At 35.9% G+C, this 20150-nt stretch carries 21 protein-coding genes; 18 read left to right on the forward strand and 3 right to left on the reverse strand.

What is annotated here, in order from left to right:
- Position 1 precedes the first annotated feature (1 nt).
- The 16 genes from cbiQ to H5S39_RS11620 all read left to right on the forward strand — a co-directional run bounded on the left by cbiQ (position 2) and on the right by H5S39_RS11620 (position 14226).
- Positions 2-679 carry a cobalt ECF transporter T component CbiQ gene (cbiQ, locus tag H5S39_RS06110; RefSeq protein WP_182596212.1) on the forward strand — a complete coding sequence of 226 codons (678 nt, stop codon included), beginning with the start codon at positions 2-4 and terminating at the stop codon, positions 677-679.
- A 9-nt stretch (positions 680-688) separates the two neighbouring features.
- Complete coding sequence (locus H5S39_RS06115; RefSeq protein WP_182596213.1) at positions 689-1498, forward strand: energy-coupling factor ABC transporter ATP-binding protein; 810 nt, start codon at positions 689-691, stop codon at positions 1496-1498.
- A gap of 83 nt (positions 1499-1581) precedes the next feature.
- Positions 1582-3093 carry a cobyric acid synthase gene (locus tag H5S39_RS06120; RefSeq protein ID WP_182596214.1) on the forward strand — a complete coding sequence of 504 codons (1512 nt, stop codon included), beginning with the start codon at positions 1582-1584 and terminating at the stop codon, positions 3091-3093.
- Between the two features lie 5 nt (positions 3094-3098).
- Positions 3099-3560, forward strand: a complete 462-nt coding sequence (locus tag H5S39_RS06125) for a precorrin-2 dehydrogenase/sirohydrochlorin ferrochelatase family protein (RefSeq protein WP_231832861.1) — start codon at positions 3099-3101, stop codon at positions 3558-3560.
- Positions 3561-3571: 11 nt separating this feature from the next.
- Positions 3572-4828 (forward strand): glutamyl-tRNA reductase, encoded by a 1257-nt coding sequence (gene hemA / locus H5S39_RS06130; protein WP_510610089.1) that lies wholly within the window; start codon positions 3572-3574, stop codon positions 4826-4828.
- Positions 4818-5735: a hydroxymethylbilane synthase gene (hemC, locus tag H5S39_RS06135; RefSeq protein ID WP_182596216.1), complete on the forward strand. Its 918-nt coding sequence runs from the start codon at positions 4818-4820 to the stop codon at positions 5733-5735. Before hemA ends, hemC begins: the two co-directional genes overlap by 11 nt.
- Positions 5736-5740: 5 nt before the next feature.
- On the forward strand, positions 5741-6712 hold the full coding sequence (gene hemB, locus H5S39_RS06140; protein ID WP_182596217.1) for a porphobilinogen synthase: 972 nt from the start codon (positions 5741-5743) through the stop codon (positions 6710-6712).
- Between the two features lie 24 nt (positions 6713-6736).
- Positions 6737-8032, forward strand: a complete 1296-nt coding sequence (hemL, locus tag H5S39_RS06145; protein ID WP_182596218.1) for a glutamate-1-semialdehyde 2,1-aminomutase — start codon at positions 6737-6739, stop codon at positions 8030-8032.
- Positions 8033-8092: 60 nt separating this feature from the next.
- The gene (locus H5S39_RS06150) at positions 8093-8683 is read left to right on the forward strand and encodes a bifunctional adenosylcobinamide kinase/adenosylcobinamide-phosphate guanylyltransferase (RefSeq protein ID WP_182596219.1); all 591 of its coding nucleotides are present in this window, start codon (positions 8093-8095) and stop codon (positions 8681-8683) included.
- An 8-nt stretch (positions 8684-8691) separates the two neighbouring features.
- The gene (locus H5S39_RS06155; protein ID WP_182596220.1) at positions 8692-9453 is read left to right on the forward strand and encodes an adenosylcobinamide-GDP ribazoletransferase; all 762 of its coding nucleotides are present in this window, start codon (positions 8692-8694) and stop codon (positions 9451-9453) included.
- On the forward strand, positions 9450-10040 hold the full coding sequence (locus H5S39_RS06160) for a histidine phosphatase family protein (RefSeq protein WP_182596221.1): 591 nt from the start codon (positions 9450-9452) through the stop codon (positions 10038-10040). The genes H5S39_RS06155 and H5S39_RS06160 overlap by 4 nt, the downstream gene beginning before the upstream one ends.
- A 14-nt stretch (positions 10041-10054) precedes the next feature.
- Positions 10055-10765, forward strand: a complete 711-nt coding sequence (locus H5S39_RS06165) for a uroporphyrinogen-III synthase (RefSeq protein WP_182596222.1) — start codon at positions 10055-10057, stop codon at positions 10763-10765.
- 1 nt (position 10766) lies between these two features.
- Positions 10767-11819, forward strand: a complete 1053-nt coding sequence (cobT, locus tag H5S39_RS06170; protein ID WP_182596223.1) for a nicotinate-nucleotide--dimethylbenzimidazole phosphoribosyltransferase — start codon at positions 10767-10769, stop codon at positions 11817-11819.
- A gap of 296 nt (positions 11820-12115) precedes the next feature.
- The gene (locus tag H5S39_RS06175; protein ID WP_182596224.1) at positions 12116-12499 is read left to right on the forward strand and encodes a DUF4430 domain-containing protein; all 384 of its coding nucleotides are present in this window, start codon (positions 12116-12118) and stop codon (positions 12497-12499) included.
- Positions 12500-13039 (forward strand): ECF transporter S component, encoded by a 540-nt coding sequence (locus H5S39_RS06180; RefSeq protein ID WP_182596225.1) that lies wholly within the window; start codon positions 12500-12502, stop codon positions 13037-13039.
- A 116-nt stretch (positions 13040-13155) separates the two neighbouring features.
- Entirely contained in the window at positions 13156-14226 is a 1071-nt protein-coding gene (locus H5S39_RS11620) for an ATP-binding protein (protein ID WP_231832862.1), read from the forward strand.
- Positions 14227-14359: 133 nt separating this feature from the next.
- Here H5S39_RS11620 and H5S39_RS06195 read toward each other — a convergent pair whose 3' ends face one another.
- The 3 genes from H5S39_RS06195 to H5S39_RS06205 form a co-directional block, all read right to left on the reverse strand.
- Positions 14360-15448, reverse strand: coding sequence for a D-2-hydroxyacid dehydrogenase (locus H5S39_RS06195; RefSeq protein ID WP_220477068.1), 1089 nt, complete (start codon positions 15446-15448; stop codon positions 14360-14362).
- Between the two features lie 130 nt (positions 15449-15578).
- Positions 15579-16451 carry a helix-turn-helix domain-containing protein gene (locus H5S39_RS06200; protein WP_182596226.1) on the reverse strand — a complete coding sequence of 291 codons (873 nt, stop codon included), beginning with the start codon at positions 16449-16451 and terminating at the stop codon, positions 15579-15581.
- Between the two features lie 254 nt (positions 16452-16705).
- A complete protein-coding gene (locus H5S39_RS06205; protein ID WP_182596227.1) occupies positions 16706-17272 on the reverse strand; it encodes a cob(I)yrinic acid a,c-diamide adenosyltransferase in 567 nt (188 codons plus the stop codon).
- Positions 17273-17570: 298 nt separating this feature from the next.
- Between H5S39_RS06205 and H5S39_RS06210 the strand changes: the two genes are divergently transcribed.
- Both H5S39_RS06210 and eutA read left to right on the forward strand, forming a co-directional pair.
- The gene (locus tag H5S39_RS06210) at positions 17571-18704 is read left to right on the forward strand and encodes a 1-propanol dehydrogenase PduQ (RefSeq protein WP_182596228.1); all 1134 of its coding nucleotides are present in this window, start codon (positions 17571-17573) and stop codon (positions 18702-18704) included.
- An 11-nt stretch (positions 18705-18715) separates the two neighbouring features.
- Positions 18716-20143, forward strand: coding sequence for an ethanolamine ammonia-lyase reactivating factor EutA (gene eutA, locus H5S39_RS06215; protein WP_182596229.1), 1428 nt, complete (start codon positions 18716-18718; stop codon positions 20141-20143).
- Positions 20144-20150: the final 7 nt, after the last annotated feature.

A 20150-nucleotide genomic window follows, 5' to 3' on the forward strand; every position in this document is an offset into this window, starting at 1 on the left:
CATGTTGAGTATTGATAAATATGCTTATGAAAATCGAATTGTAAACTGGTCACCAAAATTTAAAGCCTTGCTATGGCTAGTAGGAATCATGCTTGCATTTCAGCCAATTCAATGGTTAAAAGTTATCGTCTTGGTGGCTGTTGTCGCTATTACAATTTACCTAACAAAAGTATCAGTTAAGCGCTACTTCAGCTGGTTTTATCCAATTATTCCGTTTGTGATTTTGAGTATTGTTGGAATTGTTGTAACAGCTTCTGTACATAAAACATCGTTGATTTGGCCTGTTAAGGTTGGCAGCGTTTATATTGGGATGGCAAAAGTAATGATGCCTAAGGCCGGCCGAATGGTACTTCAGTGTATGACGGCAATTGTTTGTACCTATTGGTTTGCGTTAACGACGCCGTTTATTCAGATTTTGCAGGTATTAAAAGCAGCTAGGTTTCCACGGGTAATGATTGAAGTCACGATGTTGATGTATCGATTTATATTCATTTTTATTGATGCATTTGAACAAATTCGTCAGGCACAAAAATTACGATTTGGTTATGACTCATTGAGCTTAATGATTCGTTCATCTGGCATTTTAGCAAAGATGCTTTTTGAACAGGTCATTATTAACTATGAAATGATGACAAAGGCACTAGATGCTAAATTGTATGATGGTGATTTTTACATTTAGGAGGATAAAATGATTGAATTGAAAAATCTTAGTTTTAGTTATGATGACAAAACTAAAATCCTCAATGGAATCTCATTGAAAATTGGTGCAGATGATCATAAAGTGATTGGTTTCATGGGTCATAATGGTGCCGGGAAATCGACATTTTTTCTCAATTTAGTAGGTGAATTAAAACCAACTGATGGTGAAATTTTGATTGATGGAAAGCCAGTAGTGTATTCCAAAAAGGGATTGCGACAGTTAAGACGAAAAATAGGAATTGTTTTTCAAAATTCCGACCAGCAAATTTTTTATTCGATTGTGAAGGATGATGTAGCTTTTGCCCTTCATAACTTAAAGCTTCCTCCAGCAGAAATAAACAGGCGGGTAGAGAAGGTGCTGAGCGAACTTGATATTTTACCGTTAAAAGATCGACCAATTCAGTATTTAAGCGGTGGACAGAAAAAACGGGTAGCAATTGCTGGAATAATGGTGATTGGTTCTGAGTGGATCCTGCTTGATGAACCAACATCAGGGCTTGATCCAGATGGTCGTGCAAGAATGAAAAAGTTAATACAAAAATTGGTTGACAATGGTCAGCACATAATTCTTTCTAGTCATGATATGGATTTTATGTATGAAACCTGTGACTACTTCTATTTGTTAGGAAAGGGAAAAATCTTAGAACAGGGAAATAAGCAGGAAGTTTTTAATAATGAACAACTGTTGAAAGAAAACAAGCTGGATCAACCGTGGTTAGTGAAAATCCATCAGAAGCTAGGGTTGCCATTATATGATAACGAACAAGAATTGTTTGCTAATGATGGACAACATAATTAGTGGTGTTGTAAAGAAATTTCGGTGGAAATTTGAAATTACTAGCTTCTTTAATACATGCTGTTAAAGTTTTGGAGGGAATGGTTATGTCAGTACAATCTGTAATGTTTCAGGGAACGGCTTCGGATGCCGGGAAAAGTTGGTTGGCCGCGGCTGTCTGTCGGATCTTGACAAATCAGGGTAAAAAAGTTGCTCCATTTAAGTCACAAAATATGGCATTAAATTCTTTTATTACGGATACTGGTGATGAAATGGGACGAGCGCAAGTATACCAAGCAGAGGCTGCGCGGGTAAAACCTGATGTTAGGATGAACCCCATCCTGTTAAAACCATCGACTGATAAGGATTCACAAGTAATTGTAATGGGGAAAGTCTTAAAGAATATGGATGCGGCAACTTACTACAAATTTAAACCGCAGTTAATTCCGCAAATAATGGAAGCATATAACGGCCTTGCAAATGAAAATGACGTTGTGATCCTTGAAGGTGCTGGTAGTCCTGCTGAAATTAATTTAAACGATAACGATATTGTTAATATGGGAATGGCACGGCTTGCAAATTCACCGGTAATTCTTGTTGCTGATATTGATAAAGGCGGTGTATTTGCCTCTATCTATGGAACTATTAAACTAATGTCGCCAAAAGATCAACAACGTATTAAGGGAATTATTATCAATAAGTTCCGTGGGGATAAGGCACTGCTTGAGTCTGGAAATAAAATGATTGAAAAGTTGACTGGCATCCCAGTTATTGGGGTATTGCCAATGAGCAATATTGACATTGATGAAGAAGATAGCGTTTCATTAGCGCGGAAACCGCGGCAAAAAGAAACAGGGAAGGCATTAGACGTTGCTGTAATTGACCTTGCGAAAATTTCTAATTTTACCGATATTCACAGCCTTGAAATTCAACCAGATGTGTCGGTTCGCTATGTTGTAAAGGCAGAAGAATTAGGTAATCCTGATTTATTAATTCTTCCTGGAAGTAAAAATACCAATGAAGACCTTGCTGCGCTTAAAAAGAATGGCCTTTTTAACGCAATATTACGGGCACACCAAGATGGTAGTGTGGTTATTGGAATCTGTGGTGGCTATCAAATTCTTGGGCGAATGCTTTATGATCCTGAAAAAATTGAATCATCCATTAAGGAGCAGGCAGGATTGGGCTTGCTTGATGTTGCGACAACTTTTAACGAAGAAAAAACAACTACGCAGGCGGTCGCAAAGCGAAGAAACTTTACATTAAAGGGTTACGAGATCCACATGGGAACTACTAACTTAGGCATAAATGCAACACCATTTTCTACCATTTGTATGACTAATGGAAAAGCAGAACAACGTGAAGATGGGGCAGTTAATAGTGATGAAACCGTAATGGGAACATATCTTCATGGTATTTTTGATAATCCTTATTGGACGAGGCATTTATTAAATAAGGTTCGAATGGCTAAAGGATTAGCACCGCTTGTTGATACTAATGTTTCAATTAGCGATTATAAGGATCAACAATATGAAAAACTTGCTCGACTATTTGAAGAAAATGTTGATATGGAAAAATTTACTCAGGTATTACGTGATTCAACAAAAAGCAAGGGATGATAAGAATGATGGAAGCACCATATCCGATTACTTTGAACTTAGCCGAAAAAAGTGTAGCGATAATTGGCGGTGGTAAAGTTGCCCACCGTAAAATAGAGAAGTTGTTATTAGCAGGGGTAATACCGACTGTGATAAGTCCACAGTTAGCTAAGAATATTGATAAAACAAAGATTAACTGGATACAAGACACCTATCATCGTAAGTATGTTGAAGAAATGGACATTATTTTTGCTTGTACGAGTGATCATAAAGTTAATAATCAGGTTAAGGCTGAGGCAACACATTTTCAACTAGTTAACAATACTAGCGATAAAACTAATTCTGATTTCTATAATTTAGCCACGCTTAGTTCTGACGATCTGTTTATAAGCATTTCGACAATGGGCAAGTCACCGCGAATGGCGAAAAAAATAAAGAATGAAATTAAAGAGTGGATCAGTAAAAGATTTCATAAGGAGTTTGAATAAGGATGTATTTGATGTGTGTAAGTTTAAATTATCATCAACTACCGATTGAACTACGAGAAAAGTTTTCTTTTTCAGCAGATGAAATTCCTAAAGCTGATAAATTGCTTAATGCTGAAAAAAGTATCTTAGAAAATTTATTGATTTCGACATGCAATCGAACAGAAATCTATGCAGTTGTTGATCAGATTCATACTGGTCGTTATTATATTAAAAGATTTTTAGCCGAGTGGTTTCATTATACGGTAGATGATTTTAATCAATATGTTTCAATTAGTTCTAAAGAAGATACGGTGGAACACCTTTTTCGGGTAATTGTCGGTCTGGATTCTTTAATTAAGGGTGAGCCACAAATCCTTGGTCAAATGAAAAGAGCATTTCAAATAGCAACCAATCAAGAAACGACCGGGGTAATTCTAAATCATCTCTTTCGGCAGGCAATCACTTTTTCAAAACGGATGCATACCAAGTATCGTGTAAGTGAATTGGCCCAGTCGTCTGGTCAAGCAGGGTTACACCAAATTAAGAGCAGCTTTGGCTCACTAGAAGGAAAAAGCCTAGCGGTAATTGGAATGGGACATATTGGGAAGCACACGGCTTATAATGCTAGCAACATGGGCTTTAGTAAGGTTCTGCTATTAAATCGTACAGACCAAAAGGCAGAAGAGATTGCTGATGCATTACAGGGAGTAGTAGAAGCACGGCCATTTAACCAATTAGACACAATAATGGCAGAAGTTGATGCTGCTATTTTTGCTGCTGCGGTAAAGAGACCGTTATATAAAGCGGCAGGGAAAAGTCGCCAAATTATTATTGATTTAGGAGTTCCACGAAATGTAATATACAGTAGCGAAAGTATTAACTATTATGATATTGATAATTTACGTTCAATTTTAACGACAAATGATGTAAAGAAAAAGCAGATGTTAGCTAGAATTGCTGCAGAAGTTCCTAATGAAGTTGCTGATTTTTCTGTCTGGGAAAAACAATTGCATATTGTGCCTGTAATCCGAGGACTTCGGGAACACTCATTAAAAATTGAAGGAGAGGCTTACGATAGCCTACTTCGGAAATTGCCAGAGTTAAATGCGCATGAACGGAAGGTAATTAGCAAACATATGAAGAGTATTATTAACCAGATGATTAAGGGACCAATCAAAGAGATTAAAGAATTGTCGATAACACCGGGGGCAACAGCGGATATTGACTTTTTCTGTAAAATCTTTGGAATGGAGAATTTAAAGGTGGAGAATCAAGAAAATGGCAAATAAAGTAATTGTTGGTAGCCGTAAAAGTAAGTTAGCAATGGCACAAACAAAGTTAGTTATTGCTGCATTACAAAAGCTTTTTCCAGCAACAGAATTTGAAATAAAAAACGTTATTACAGAAGGTGACCGTAAGCAACAGGCTAGTCTAGCTAAGATCGGTGGCAAGGGTGTTTTTGTAAAAGAAATTGAGGAAAAATTAAAAAATAGCACAATCGATTTTGCGGTCCATAGTCTAAAAGATGTGATGCCTGCACTTCCTGATGAATTAATCTTAGGCGCATTTCCTAAACGCGTATCACCATTTGATTGCTTGGTCAGCCGGCAGAAATTTGCAAGTGTTGAGGACCTACCTCATGGTGCGCGAATTGGGACTAATAGTTTGCGTCGTCAAGGTCAATTATTAAGTGTGCGTCCGGATTTAGAAATTGTGCCTATTAGAGGTAACATCGATACCAGATTGCGGAAAATAGACACAGAGAATCTTGTCGGGATTGTATTAGCGGAGGCTGGATTAGCCCGTTTAAATGCTAATTTGAATGGGTATCATATAATGTCGCTAAAAGATGATGTTATTCCTGCGGTTGGACAAGGATGCTTAGCAATTGAATGTCGAAAAAACGATACAGCGATTCGCCAGATGCTTGATCAAATAAATGATGAAACATCTGCATATTGTGTAAAGATAGAACGTGAATTTATGCGCGAGTTGGGTGGAAGTTGCAATTTTCCAATTGGAGGACATGCTTACCAAAAGGGTTCGCAAATTCTCTTTGATGGGTTAATTGCTTCCCCCAATGGTGAGCATGTTATTAAAGAATTGAGAGTGCCTGCCAATAAGTATGGAGTCGGTAAAATGGTTGCCGATCAATTATTGGCTAAGGATAAATTTGGAATTATTGAAGGAGAGTAGTGATCATGTTGGAATTTGATCGTCATCGTCGTTTACGTACTAGTGCTGCTATGCGTGATTTAGTAAGAGAAACGCACCTAAATAAGGATGATTTAATCATGCCGGTATTTGTTGATGCAACAATTAGTGGCCGAGAAGAAATCTCATCAATGCCGGGGATTTATCGTTATAGTTTAGGTTCAATTCTTGATGAAATTAAAGAAATTGTGAGCCTAGGTATCAAGTCAATTATTATTTTTGGGGTCCCAGAAAAGAAAGATGAAGTTGGTACTGGCGCTTGGGAAGACAACGGAATTGTTCAACAGGCAATTCGGCTAATTAAGAAGAACTATCCCGAACTAATTGTGATTGCTGATACATGTCTTTGCGAGTATACCAGTACAGGTCACTGTGGAATTCTTAAAGATGGGGTAGTGTTAAATGATGAATCATTAGAGTACCTTACAAAGACTGCCGTTAGCCAAGTAGCAGCAGGAGCCGATATCATTGCTCCTTCCAATGCAATGGATGGTTATGTAGCTGCTATTCGGCAGGGACTAGATAAAGCAGGCTATGAGAATACACCAATTATGTCTTATGCAGTTAAATTTGCATCTTCATTCTATGGCCCATTCCGTGATGCTGCTGACGGTTCTCCTAAAGAGGGGCCAAAAGATCGCAAAACATACCAAATGGATCCGGCTAATCGTTTAGAAGCTTTACGCGAAGTGGCTAGTGATGAAAAAGAAGGTGCTGATTTTGTAATGGTTAAACCAGCAATGGCATTCTTGGATGTAATGCGTGAAGTACGAAATCACACCCTATTGCCACTTGTTGCGTATAATGTTTCTGGTGAATACGCCATGGTCAAAGCTGCAGCAGCTAATGGCTGGATTAATGAAGAACAGATTGTATATGAAAGTTTGGTAGGAATGAAGCGCGCAGGGGCTGACTTGATTATTACCTACTTTGCAAAGGACGTCGCAAAGAAACTTTAAATTAAATTGTTAGGTGGTTTTATTTTGACTAAATTAGATACAACAAAATCGCAAGCTGCGTTTAAAGAAGCGCAACAATATATGCCGGGTGGAGTAAATAGTCCAGTACGAGCATTCAAGAATGTTGGTGGTGATCCATTATTTATTGATCATGGTAAGAATGAATATATTTATGACATTGATGGGAACAAGTATATTGACTATGTTCTATCATGGGGACCACTAATCCTTGGACACGCAGATGATAATGTCGTCGCGGAATTAGATAAGGCTGTTGCAAAGGGAACAAGCTATGGTGCACCTACTTTACAGGAAACTGAACTGGCAAAAATTGTTAACAAGATTATGCCTTCAATTGAAATGATTCGGATGGTATCTTCAGGAACTGAGGCGACGATGAGTGCTATTCGTTTAGCGCGGGGATATACGCAGCGTGAAAAGATCGTTAAATTTGTTGGTAACTATCATGGACATAGTGATTCACTGTTAGTTGATGCTGGATCAGGTTTGGCAACATTTGGTATTAATACATCACCTGGTGTTCCGGATGACCTTGCTTACGATACGCTAACGGTGGCATATAACGATGTTGCAGGGGTTAAAAAACTTTTTGCAGAGCACGGGGATGAGATTGCATGTGCGATTGTTGAACCAGTAGCTGGCAATATGGGAGTTATTCCTGGTACAAAAGAATTCTTGCAGACTCTTCGTGAGGTTACTAAAGAGCATGGTGCGCTTCTTATTTTTGATGAAGTAATGTCTGGCTTTCGTGCAGCTTATCATGGCGTTCAAAGCTTAGTGAACATTACACCTGACTTGACGACTCTTGGCAAGGTTATTGGTGGGGGGCTTCCGGTTGGTGCATTTGGTGGTCGCCGTGAAATTATGGAACAAATTACGCCAGCAGGAAACATTTACCATGCAGGAACGCTTTCTGGAAATCCGTTGGCAATGACTGGTGGAATCAGTACATTGAAGCAACTAACTCCTGAAAATTATGTTGAGATGGATAAGAAGGTTACGGCATTGACCGATGGAATTAAGCAAGCAGCAGATAAATATGGAGTACCGATGACTGTTCACCACGTTGGAACGATGTGGAGTTATTTCTATAATAGTAATTCAATTAATAACTTTGATGATGTCAAAGCATGTGATCAAGAATTGTTCAAGAAGTGTTTCTGGGAATTATTAGCGCATGGTGTTTATGTAGCACCATCACAGTTTGAAACTAACTTTATTTCTACTAAGCACACTGATGAGGACATTGAAAAGACAATTGCAGCATTCGATGCAGCATTTAATGCGGCAACCAAGTAAATAAAATATTAAAAGGCTGTGGCAAGAAATTGTCACGGCCTTTTTGAAAAGAGTGAAAAAATGGGGAAGCAAAATTTAACCTTTGTATTAGGGGGAGCCAAAAGCGGTAAGTCAGAGTTTGCTGAAAGCTTATATTCACGTCAAGAAAGGGTTTGTTACATTGCGACTGGCGTGGTGAAAAATCCCGATGGTGAAATGCAGTTACGAATAAAACGTCATCAAGAACGTCGCTCTGCTAAATGGACAACCCGAGAACAATATCGAAAAATCGATAAAGTAATTGAGAATGAAGCATTAGATGGTTATCTACTTGATGACGCGACAATGCTAATTACGAATCTGTTTTATGATTTTGTATTAACTAAAACAATTCCAGAGAGAATCGATGACTATTTAGAAGCTGCATCTTCAACAGAAATTGCAGAAATTCGGCAAGTAATTCTTGAAGAATGGCGAAAAATATTAACAGCGCAAAAGAAAAAGCATCAATCAATGGTAATTGTTAGTGATGAGGTCGGTCTAGGAGTAGTGCCAGCGACTAAGCAAACACGGATTTTGCGAGATTTATATGGCGAGGTAAATCAAATGATCGCTAAAAAAGCGGACGATGTTTACTTTGTTATTAGCGGGCTAGTTCAGAAGATAAAGTAGGTGATGAAATGAAGGATGCATTAATTTTATTTGGCCAGTTTTTTACTAAGCTAAATATCCCTATTCCTATTGATGATGCGACAAATAAATTTAAGACAAGCATTCAATATATTACTTTATTTAGTTTTTTACTAGGATGCCTAGAAGGATTAATCTTTTGGGGCTTTACTTATCTTTTCCCATTGTGGGTTGCGTGGATATTATATTGGATTACAGATGGATTGCTAACAGGTGGCTTTCATTTAGATGCACTTGCTGATACGGCTGATGGATTCTTTTCATCACGAACATCTGATAAGATTTTTGCAATTATGAAAGATAGTCGTTTAGGTACAATGGGGAGCCTTGCATTAATCTATTATTATGCGCTAGTAGTTAGCCTGGGAATAGTGATTAGTTCTTATTTAAATTTAGTTCATATGGTACTATTGGTAGTTTGTTTAACGATGCTGACAAAAGCGGGGTTATCGCTTCTCTTTTATAAAATGGTTTATCCCGGTAATAAAAAAGGCCTTTCAAATATTTGGCTAGGAATTAAACTGTGGCGAATTGTGATTGCACAGTTGTTTGCAATTATTGTTGTCGGGTTAAGTTTTTCGTGGCAAGGTTTAGTGAGTTACATGATGATTCCGTTAGTAGCATTTTTTTACCGGCAAAAAGTAACAAAAGTATTAGGTGGCACGCCTGGGGATACGTTGGGAGCTTTTGCCAGCCTTTCACCACTGATCTTTTTGTTATCGCTTACTATTTTATTGAGGTTGGGATTATGAAATTGATTTTAGCACGACATGGGGAAACTAATTATAATCGTTTGAAAAAATTCTATGGAACAGCTGATGTTAGCCTCGATGAGAAAGGAAATGGGCAGGCGCAGGTACTAGCTGAAAAAGTTAAAGGATTACATCCGACACTGTTTGTGCGTACTAATCTTCAGCGAACAGGGCAAACGATTAATCCAATTAAAAAAATATTGCCAACAGTACCAACGATAATAGTTCCAGACCTAGCTGAAAAAGGATTTGGTAATTGGGAAGGGCTAGATGCAAATGAAATTGAGGCTCGTTACCCAAAGGATTGGGAAAGATGGCTAAAAGCACCACTAACCTATACCCCATCGACAGTCGAGTCATTTAGCCACTTTAAGCAACGTGTTCATCGTGGATTGCAGTGGTTATTAAACCACACAACGGAAAGTGACGTTGCTTTTGTGGTGGCTCATCTTGGATCCCTTCGTTTGATATATCAAGAATTAGTTGATTCGAAAGCAGATTTTTACTCACTTGATTTTAAAGCATCTTGTTATAGCATCGTTGATTTAAAAAATCACAATGCTTATCGCTGGAAAATAAATATATAAGAGGAGGGAAAATCATGGCAATTTTAATAACATATCCTAAACGTAAGGTTCCGGTTTATTGGCGAAGACGTTTAGAGCAATTGACGGATGTTATTTATTTCCCATTTCGAGTATTAACACCGGTTGATCTGTTAGAAGAAGAAAAGAGAAGGATTATTGCGAGTAAGGCCCTTGTTATTACTAGTTTATACGGGGCACAAACATTTATTGATGGATTAAACTCGTTAAATACGTCTGCACCAATTTATGTTCTTAGTAAGAAAATTGCAAGACTGTTAGAAAGTAAAGTAACTAATCAGGTTGTTATTTCACCAGCAGAAAATCGTGAAACGCTGTTGGCAACCTTGCAAGAAAATAAGACGCAAAAAATATGCTGGTTGATAGGTGATAAGGCGCAAAAGTATTATGAGGATTTTATCGGTAAAAAGATAGTGATTTATCGTAATACGTGGGACCAACTACATGAAAATAAAGGATTAAAAATATTTTTAAAGCGAAAAATTACGATGGCGCTAGTAACAAGTGCATCTAATTTTGACAGGATGTATGAAATAATGACAAAAGTGGACAGTAATGAGTATAAGCGAATTAGTTATTTTACCCTTGGAAAAAGCACAGGAGACTATTTGAAAAGTAAAGGGCTGATGGTAACCGTTCCTGAGAAAAAATCAGAGGTTCTTGAAAAAACGCTAAGTAACATTTGGCAAGCAGAAAAGGATAGGTAATATGAATTATAACGATACAAAAATTCAACCGTTAGCATATGATGCAATGAAGCAAATGCAACTGAAGCTGGATAATCTTGCCAAACCAGTTAAAGGACTTGGCAGGCTAGAAGAACTTGCTGATCATTTGGCAGGAATTTATGGCACAACTACATTTAATGTTAAACCACGGAAATGTTTAGTTTTTGCAGCAGATAATGGTGTAGTTAAAGAAGGAGTCTCAGCTAGTCCACAAAAAATCACAGCAATTCAGGCGGTAAATATGATGAAAGGACACACAGCAGTAGCTGCACTAGCAAAAGCATATGAATGTGATGTCCAAGTTTATGATTTGGGAATAAACGCCGACCTGCATTCACCGTTAGTTAAAGAACATAAAATTAGTTATTCTACTAAAGATATGCTTATTGAGCCGGCCATGACACGTCAAGAAGCAGCGCAGGCTTTACAATTTGGCTTTGCTATGGGGATTAAGGCATTTAAAGAAGGAAATGAAGTAATAGCAATTGGTGAACTGGGGATGGGTAACACTACGGCAGCTTCAGCAATTGTGGCGGCAGTACTTGGTAAAACTGGTGAAGAAGTAGCTGGAAGAGGATCTAATATTTCGGATGAACGGTTAAAGCACAAGGTCGATGTGATTAATAGGAGTTTGGCCCGTGCCGGTTTTACGAATCAAAAAATTGATGATGCACTCAAAATTCTTAGCGAGGTGGGAGCGTATGAATTAGGAGCGATGGCGGGGGCAATTTTAGCTGCAGGGGCAATGCATAAGCCAGTCCTATTGGATGGATTTCTTTCTTACTCTGCTGCTTTGCTTGCTAATTTGATGGTCCCTGGAATAACTGATTACATGATTCCTACCCATAAATCAAAGGAACATGGCTCACAGATTGCATTGGGAGCGCTCAAATTATATCCATATATTGATATTGATATGTGCGTAGGTGAAGGCAGTGGTGCGATGATGATTTTACCGTGGCTAGATGGGATAAAGTCAGTATTAGATAATATGAATACGTTGCAAGAAATGGATTTTAACTTTATTCCGTAAATTCTAATGAAAAAAAGTGCTATTTTAACAAGAAAAAATAAAATATTCCTTCTATAAAAGAATATAATTTTGCTATTAAAGTAGGAATGACAACAAAAAAGTGAAGAATTACTACTAAATTTGTTATTTTTTAGAAGTAGTTCTAGTCCAAATTATCTTTTTTTTGAATTAATTATATAAGAAAAGAATATTAAATTGTCATATATTTATTAAAGTATTGAAGTTCCTTAAAAGTAATTGTAGGGTAAGTATAGATTTGTACCGCTTTCATTAGAGGGCTTGAGGAGGAATAATTCATGAAAAAGTTTAAAGTGTTAGGTAGTTTATTAGTAATGTTTTTAGCCTTTTTTATTCTAACTGGATATAAGAATAACAGTCAGAAGAGTACTAATAAAATTAATGTTACTTATACTCTTAAACAGGGAAAGAAAGTTGTAGCAACTAAAAAGGCAACGGTAAACAAGAATGCCAAAGTGATCACGGGCCTAAAGAAAAACTGGAAAGTTGAAGAAGCAAAAGGATTCGTTACTTCGATTGATGGCATGAAGGAAAATCAAAAGAAGGGAATTTACTGGACATATACGATTAATGGAAAGCAGGTTAATAAGCTAGCTAATCAGCAAACACTGAAGAACAAGGATAAGGTTCAATTTACGTTAGATAAGGCGGAAATGAAGTAAATGAAAGCGCGGGTTCATTCATTAAGTAGGCATATGCAGGTTAAACGGATGACGTTAATTGCAATGCTTGCAGCATTAGGGACCGTTTTACGAGTCTTTAAGATAATCCCCATTCCTAATGTTCAGCCAGTTACTGATTTAATCATGATTGCGACCTTAATGCTTGGAATTGGTTTTGGAATATCATTAGCAATGATGATAATGATTTTATCGAATTTGTTATTAGGATTTGGAATATGGACGGTTCCGCAAATTCTTGCATATGCAGTTTGTGTGCTGACGGTGGCAGGCCTTGCAAAGGTAACACCGTTGAAGAAACATTTTACGTTGCAAGTAATATTAGCGACATTTCTCGGATTTGAATATGGCTTTTTTGTTAGTCTGGGGATGTCAATTTACGGTGGCTGGGCTGCATTTTTAGCTTATTGGCTTAGTGGATTGCTATTTGATTTCTACCATGCAGTTGGCAATTTTGGTTGTTATTTCATTTTATATAAACCGCTGACAGTTGCATTTAGACATTATTTACAAGAGGCTTAGATAGTAAAAGACCAGAGTAGTGGGATTAACATTACTGTGGTCTTTTACTTTATGTTTAGCATCATATTGATGATTTGATTGGAAATGTAAAAGACTGTAAAAAGGAGATAAAAGCTATGACTAATTTGCAGAAGAACCCTTTTGATCCTAGCTTTGGAACTCCGCCGAATATAATGCTGCCAAATTATCAAAGCGATTTTGAGAGTCCTCAAGCAGTTGCTGAGGCAATTAATTATGGTGATCCTAATCGGGTAATTTTTATTACCGGGTTACGAGGTTCAGGAAAAACGGCGCTATTAACCAAAATTGAACAGCAGGTCAAAGAACTTAAAGATACTTATATCTTAGAGATTGATAATAACCAACATATGGTTCAAACGTTTGCTCAGGGATTAAAAAATATTTTTAGGTTTTATTCACTGCTCGATCACATTTCAGCAATTTCGATTATGGGCTTTGAATTAAGCTTTAGTAAAAATAATGAAGGATACACTACTCAAGATATTGAGAACTTTATGGTAATGCTGACAAAACTTAATAAAAAAGTAGTTATCTTTATTGATGAGTTTAATCATAAGGAAAATACACGAGAGTTTATTCGGTTACTCCAAAATCTCAAACGACATAATTTAAACTTTTACTTAGTTGCTGACGGATTACCGCAGATGATTTATGAGATTGAGCATGATCAAACATTAAACTTTCTTAAACGGGCGCGTCATATCCAAACAACTATGCTAAACGTTAATTTAATTGAGAATGAATACCAAAAGTATCTTAAATTTTCGCCATTGCTAACCCACCAAATGGCACAATTAACAGGTGGTTATTCATTTGGATTTCAATTGCTTGGCTATAAATTTTGGAATGCAATTAACATTAGTCAGCAGTTACCTAATCAACAGACCTTTGAGATGGTTAAGCAGTTGTATATACAAGATTTGTTTACACAAAGCTATGATATTATCTTTGACAACCTTTCAGAAAATGATCGGAAATACCTTATTGGAACTGCAAATAATTTATCCACTTCGCAGATTGCGTTGTTAATGAATTATGATCGAACAGCAAAGCAACAACAAAATTATGTTAATCAGTATCGTCGACGAATGATTCAGCAAGATTTAATCATACGGCTGGTAATGGTCGTGTTCGATTCAAATTGCCATTATTTAAGGAATATCTAGACAATACGCAGGATCCTAATTCGATTCGTTATGATCCGTTGCTATAGAAAGTATAAATATAAGTATTTTAAAAGCCAAAGTAGCGAAATAAAAACGTTACTTTGGCTTTTACTAATTATTATCAATGTAATAATTACCCAACCTTAACAGGGGTATCAGCTTTTTGACCATTAATTAACTTGCAATTGTTATCAAACGCTTTAAGGACCATGTTACGAACAGCATGGGTAGTGTAGAAAGCGGTATGTGGTGTTACCAATACATTTGAACGATCAATTAAGTCCTTCAAACGCTTGTCAGGGAATTCCTTGCCACGCCAATCTTCATTAAAGATTCCAACTTCATCTTCATAGGTATCCATGACGAAGCCAAAGATTTTTCCACTGTCAAGACCTTCAATAACCGCATCTGTATCAACTAATGCTCCTCGGGAACAGTTAACAATAACAACATTATCTTTCATTTTCGCAATTGATTCACGATTAATCATGTGGAAATTCTCTTTTGTTGCCGGAACGTGAAGGGAAATTACATCAGCTTGCGCATAAAGATCGTCAAGACTATCAACATAGTATCCTTGCTTCTTCAGCTCGGGATTTTCGAATGGATCATAGGCAATTACTTTTGCCCCGAAGCCTTCCATAATTTGCATGTAGACTTGACCAATATGGCCAGTACCGATAACACCAACGGTTTGGTCACGAACTTCTCGGCCAATGGTTGGTGCCCACCGAAGATCGCCATTAGCAATCTTTTCGTCTAATACTTTTGTTTGTCGTAAAATCCGGGCAGTTTGAATTGCAGCGTGTTCAGCAATTGCGTTTGGAGAGTAAACAGGAACATTTGTAATTTCAAATCCTAATTCTTTTGCCTTTGTCATATCGATGTTATCGACACCGACATTTCGAAGGGACATCTTTGTAATCCCTTCATCTGCAAGTGCTTGAAGAGTATCAGCAGTGTAGTCAAGTTGTTGGTAAACTACTACTCCATCTGCGCCCTTAGCCTTCTTAGCGGTTTCCGGTGTAAGTAATTCGCTGGTATATTCAACTTCTACATTTGGATGCTCATCAGACCATTCCTTAACATATGGTTCTTCATCTTTACGAATACTAAAGGCAAAAATCTTTTTATTGCCATTTGAAGAGCTGTTAGCAGATTGAGTTAATACTTGTTTAACAATCTTTTTAACTAATTCTGGATTTACATCAATATCAGCCATAGTTTTTTACCTCGCTTTGTTCTTTAGTCAAATTATAAGTTTATATTTCACATTGTATATCATAATAAATTATGAAGTAAAGCGTTGCCAAAAATGATTAAAGTAAAGACAAAAATATGCTAAATAGTGTTTAAAAACTACTATTTATATACATCCATTGGATTACTGATTTGTTACAAACGCTAACTTTATTAGAGAGATTTGCTGGTTGCGAGCAATCAACAGTATAAATCCAGCCATTATTATGATTATCCTTGTTTTCTAAGTTATCAATAGAGTAAATGTACTCATTAGAGTCAATCTTTCGTGTTTTTACTGGAAGATCATAATTTGATAAATATTGCTTAGTCGCGTCAAGAACACTCATTGAATTTGTCCAGTTTGGTGTTCTAAATATTGTATAAATTTGCTTTACATTCGTATTTTTTTGTCGATATTCTGATGGAGTTGTTCCTGTCCAGCGTTTGAATATTTTTGTAAAGTAACTAGCCTGCGCAAAGCCTAAATCATTTGCTAAATCGATTATAGAAACTTTAGTTGATATAAGTTTCTCTTGAGCTAAGTTCATTTTCAAAATATTAACATAGTCAATAAAATTAATATTTAGATCACTCTTGAATAAGCGACTTAGGTAGGTTGGAGATATATAGATTGCTTTTGAAACAACATCTAAATTTAATGGCTTAGTAATATTTGAATTTATATAAGATAATGCCTTTTCAATATTAGTAATTGATTTAGCAGGGAACTTATAGTTATTATTTTTACCATTAAAGGAAGTGAAACTAGAATATTTTTTTAAAATCGATAAGTAATTCTTTGTTTCATCCATGCTAAGAGAAGAAAGAATTTGAATTTTATGATTACTATTTTTAACAATTTCATTAGAAGTATTTTCTAGTATTAATCTTATTAAATTAGTTTGTTCTTTTGAAAGAATTTCATCAAAAGAAATAACAATAGTCCCTGAAATAGCGTTATCTATTATTAGCGGGAAAAACACTACCTCTCTCCCCCCCCCAATTTTCCGGCTGCATGTTAGCGATTACATTATAAATATTATTATCGCCAATAAAATGATAATTAGATGTTATAAGTGAAAGATTGAAAGTAACTAATTTTTGTAAAGAGTTAATTAATTTAATAAAGTAAGTATTCATGATAAATCCCTAATATATCTTTTCGTTACTAATACATAGTTTATAGTTTCACAACTATTATAAAACCTATGTAAAAATAAGACAATTAGGGTTTAATTTAGTGAAATACTTCGTTTCCGTTTTTATAGAAGTTTTCCTCTACGTTAAGACGATAATTAGCTACTCGTGCAATAGCATAGAAATAGTCAGACAGTCTGTTTATAAATACCTCTATATCATTAGGAATAGTACATTCCCAGGATAGAGTAACGAGATACCGTTCAGCTTTTCTAGTAGTTGTCCTACATATTTGTAATAGAGCACTTAATTCTGAACCGCCAGGTAAAATAAAACGTTTAATAGCAGGTGGCTCATTTTGAAAATTATCAATTCTAGTTTCTAACCATTTAATATTTTCCTTGTTAAAGCGTAAATTATCATTATCTATTTGAGGATTTGCAATGTCCGTTCCGAGATCAAAAAGGCAATTTTGGATATGTAGCAAATCTCTCTTTAGATCTTTAAACTTATCGTTATCGCTTAATTTTGCAATAACAAGACCAATATAGGTATTTAACTCGTCTATTGTGCCATATGTTTTAACACGATCAGAGTCTTTGCTTACGTAAGTACCACCAATTAATTTGGTCATTCCCTTATCGCCGACACCCGTGTAAAGCTTCATTAAATACACCTCCAAAAAGAAAAAGACATTATTAGTACAGCAAAATAACTAATAACGTCAAAGCAGTTATATTTTATCATATTTTTCATGAAAGCGTTAACAATATTTTGATGAGAATAAAATGCACAATTAAATAATTGTGAAAAATAATACTTGTTACATAAAAATGAAAGCGATAGCATAATTGGCGTACAAAGCAAAATTGACTAATACGTCTTTGGTGATTAACGATTTTTATGAAGGTGGTGTGGTAATGAAGAAAATCAGTAATAGGAAATTTTTAAGGAGGTATTAGATTTTGGAAAAAATTCAATTTAAGCCCCAAATATGGACAGGTTCTAATGCTTTAGATGGCTTAGAAGACATTAAGGGACACAAGATATTTTTAGTTACAGATCCATTTATGGTTAAATCAGGTGCTATAAGTCAAATTGAAGAGAAGATTAATAAAAATAATGATGTAAAAGTATTTTCTGATATTCAGCCTGATCCACCAATCGATCAAATTGTAAAAGGAATTGAACAAATAAATGACTTTAATGCTGATTTATTAATTGCTGTAGGTGGAGGATCTGCAATTGATGCTACCAAGGGAATGAAATTCTTCTGGCAAAAAACTCACGATGGTAAAGAATTAAAACTGATTGCAATTCCGACGACAAGTGGTACAGGTTCTGAAGTTACAAACTTTGCGGTTATTACTGATGCTGATAAGGGAGTTAAGTATCCGCTTGTTACAGATGATGTTCTACCATCAATAGCTTTGCTAGATGCTAATTTAGTTAAAACTGCACCTCAACCTATTACTGTGGATACAGGAATGGACGTATTAACACATTGCCTAGAAAGTTATGTATCAAAGGGCGCCAATGCTTTTTCGGATGCTTTCGCTGAAAAGGCATTTCAAATCGTCTTTAATAATATAAAAAAGGTTAGTGAGAATGGTAACGATATGGAAGCACGTCAAAAAATGCATGATGCTTCTTGCATTGCTGGACTAGCATTTAATTTAGCAGGCTTGGGTATTAATCATAGTATAGCTCACGCGGCTGGTGCAAAATTCCACATTCCTCATGGTCGATTAAATACAATTATTATGCCAAATGTAATTGAATATAATGCAGAGTTATCTAAGGGAGTCATGGCGACTCCAAATAGAGCTGCCAAGAAGTATGCTAATTTAGCTCGCCTTGTGGGAATCAATGCGGTAAATCCCAATATTGCCGTGCGTAACTTAATTAAAGCAATTATTAAATTACGTAAAGATCTAAAAATGCCAGCTTCATTTAGTGAATATGGTATTAGTAAAGATGAATTTAATAAAGAAAAGGAAAGTATCGCGAAGGCAGCAGTTCAAGATGCTGATACTCAAGCTAATCCGATTAAGGCAGAAGCTAAAGATATGTTAAGCATTATGAATAGTAGCTTTTAGAAGGTAATACTATGGATGATACACATATTTTAAGTGTGGGAATCGATTTAGGAACTTCAACTACACAATTAGTACTTGCCAAGCTTACAATAAAGAATTTTGCTTCTGCGTTTTCAGTTCCACGGATTAACATTTCAAAAAAAGAAATAATCTATCGAAGTAAGATAATTTTTACGCCATTGATTTCTCAGGATATTATAGACGCTTCTAAAATTAAGCAATTTGTTGCTGATGAGTATCATAAAGCTGGAATAAATAAAGATGATATTCAAATGGGAGCGGTAATCATTACCGGAGAAACTGCTAGAAAAAGGAATTCTAGTGCTGTTACTAAAGCTCTTAGTGATTATGCTGGTGATTTTGTTGTAGCAACAGCAGGGCCTGATTTAGAAAGTGTTATAGCAGGTAAGGGTGCAGGAACAAATAGGTTAGCTAAAAAATATTTAGAAAATATTGTAAATATAGACGTTGGTGGTGGAACTAGCAATCTAGGATTGTTTGACGACGATGATGTTATAGATACGGCTTGTTTTGATGTTGGTGGACGAATTGTAAAAGTAAATGATGATAAAAGAGTAACTTATATTTCTGAAAAAGCTCAAAAAATTATAGATGATATGAATCTGAATATTAAAGTTGGAAATATTGTAAGTGAACAAGAATTATCTCCACTAGTTAATGAACTATGTTTGATAATTAATAATGCAGTTGGTCTTGGTAAAAAAAGCAAGTATTATGACCTGTTTATAACAAATCATACATTAAAAGGTACTGACAAAATAGATGGAATAACATTTTCTGGCGGAGTAGCTGATTGCATTTATAAAGATCATTCCGATACGTTTGAGTTTGGCGATATCGGTGTCTTATTAGGGCGAGCTTTAAAGAAGTCATTGATATTTACAGAAAAGAAAGTTTATCCTTCAGCGGAAACTATTAGAGCCACTGTTGTTGGTGCAGGTTCACATACTACAGATGTAACAGGAAGTACCATTGAATATTCAAGAGGCCTTTTGCCACTGAAAAATTTACCAATTTTAAAAGTTTCGAGGAATGAAGAATTTAATGGAAAAGATTCTTTAGCTGAAAGTATTAGGCGGCGTATTGAATGGTACAAGACAAATAATGAGTTGAATAATGTTGCACTAGCAGTAGAAGGTTTAGCTGATCCAAGATACACGGATATTATAGATTATTCAGAAGCTATTATCAGTGGTGCAAATGAGCTGATTTTAGAAAAGAAGCCGTTGATCGTTATCGTTAATACGGATATGGCAAAAGCATTAGGGCATAATATTTATTCTAAGCTACCTAAAGGCTATCCGTTTATCTGCATTGATAGTGTAAAGGTGGAAAATGGCGACTATATTGATTTGGGCGAACCTGTTGCTAATGGAGAAGTTTTACCGGTAATAGTGAAAACATTAGTATTCGGTTAGTAGTTTA

The sequence above is a fragment of the Limosilactobacillus rudii genome, from assembly GCF_014145455.1.
Lineage (GTDB): Bacteria > Bacillota > Bacilli > Lactobacillales > Lactobacillaceae > Limosilactobacillus > Limosilactobacillus rudii.

Bases quoted from the DNA above. Each gene is read 5' to 3' on its own strand.
- H5S39_RS06175 (WP_182596224.1), top strand. From the start codon at position 12,116: ATGAAAAAGTTTAAAGTGTTAGGTAGTTTATTAGTAATGTTTTTAGCC.
- eutA (WP_182596229.1), top strand. From the start codon at position 18,716: ATGGATGATACACATATTTTAAGTGTGGGAATCGATTTAGGAACTTCA.
- H5S39_RS06205 (WP_182596227.1), bottom strand. From the start codon at position 17,272: ATGAAGCTTTACACGGGTGTCGGCGATAAGGGAATGACCAAATTAATT.
- hemA (WP_510610089.1), top strand. From the start codon at position 3,572: ATGTGTGTAAGTTTAAATTATCATCAACTACCGATTGAACTACGAGAA.
- H5S39_RS06160 (WP_182596221.1), top strand. From the start codon at position 9,450: ATGAAATTGATTTTAGCACGACATGGGGAAACTAATTATAATCGTTTG.
- hemB (WP_182596217.1), top strand. From the start codon at position 5,741: ATGTTGGAATTTGATCGTCATCGTCGTTTACGTACTAGTGCTGCTATG.
- H5S39_RS06125 (WP_231832861.1), top strand. From the start codon at position 3,099: ATGATGGAAGCACCATATCCGATTACTTTGAACTTAGCCGAAAAAAGT.
- cbiQ (WP_182596212.1), top strand. From the start codon at position 2: ATGTTGAGTATTGATAAATATGCTTATGAAAATCGAATTGTAAACTGG.
- H5S39_RS11620 (WP_231832862.1), top strand. From the start codon at position 13,156: ATGACTAATTTGCAGAAGAACCCTTTTGATCCTAGCTTTGGAACTCCG.
- H5S39_RS06120 (WP_182596214.1), top strand. From the start codon at position 1,582: ATGTCAGTACAATCTGTAATGTTTCAGGGAACGGCTTCGGATGCCGGG.
- H5S39_RS06195 (WP_220477068.1), bottom strand. From the start codon at position 15,448: ATGGCTGATATTGATGTAAATCCAGAATTAGTTAAAAAGATTGTTAAA.
- H5S39_RS06115 (WP_182596213.1), top strand. From the start codon at position 689: ATGATTGAATTGAAAAATCTTAGTTTTAGTTATGATGACAAAACTAAA.
- H5S39_RS06155 (WP_182596220.1), top strand. From the start codon at position 8,692: ATGAAGGATGCATTAATTTTATTTGGCCAGTTTTTTACTAAGCTAAAT.
- H5S39_RS06165 (WP_182596222.1), top strand. From the start codon at position 10,055: ATGGCAATTTTAATAACATATCCTAAACGTAAGGTTCCGGTTTATTGG.
- H5S39_RS06150 (WP_182596219.1), top strand. From the start codon at position 8,093: ATGGGGAAGCAAAATTTAACCTTTGTATTAGGGGGAGCCAAAAGCGGT.
- H5S39_RS06180 (WP_182596225.1), top strand. From the start codon at position 12,500: ATGAAAGCGCGGGTTCATTCATTAAGTAGGCATATGCAGGTTAAACGG.
- hemC (WP_182596216.1), top strand. From the start codon at position 4,818: ATGGCAAATAAAGTAATTGTTGGTAGCCGTAAAAGTAAGTTAGCAATG.
- cobT (WP_182596223.1), top strand. From the start codon at position 10,767: ATGAATTATAACGATACAAAAATTCAACCGTTAGCATATGATGCAATG.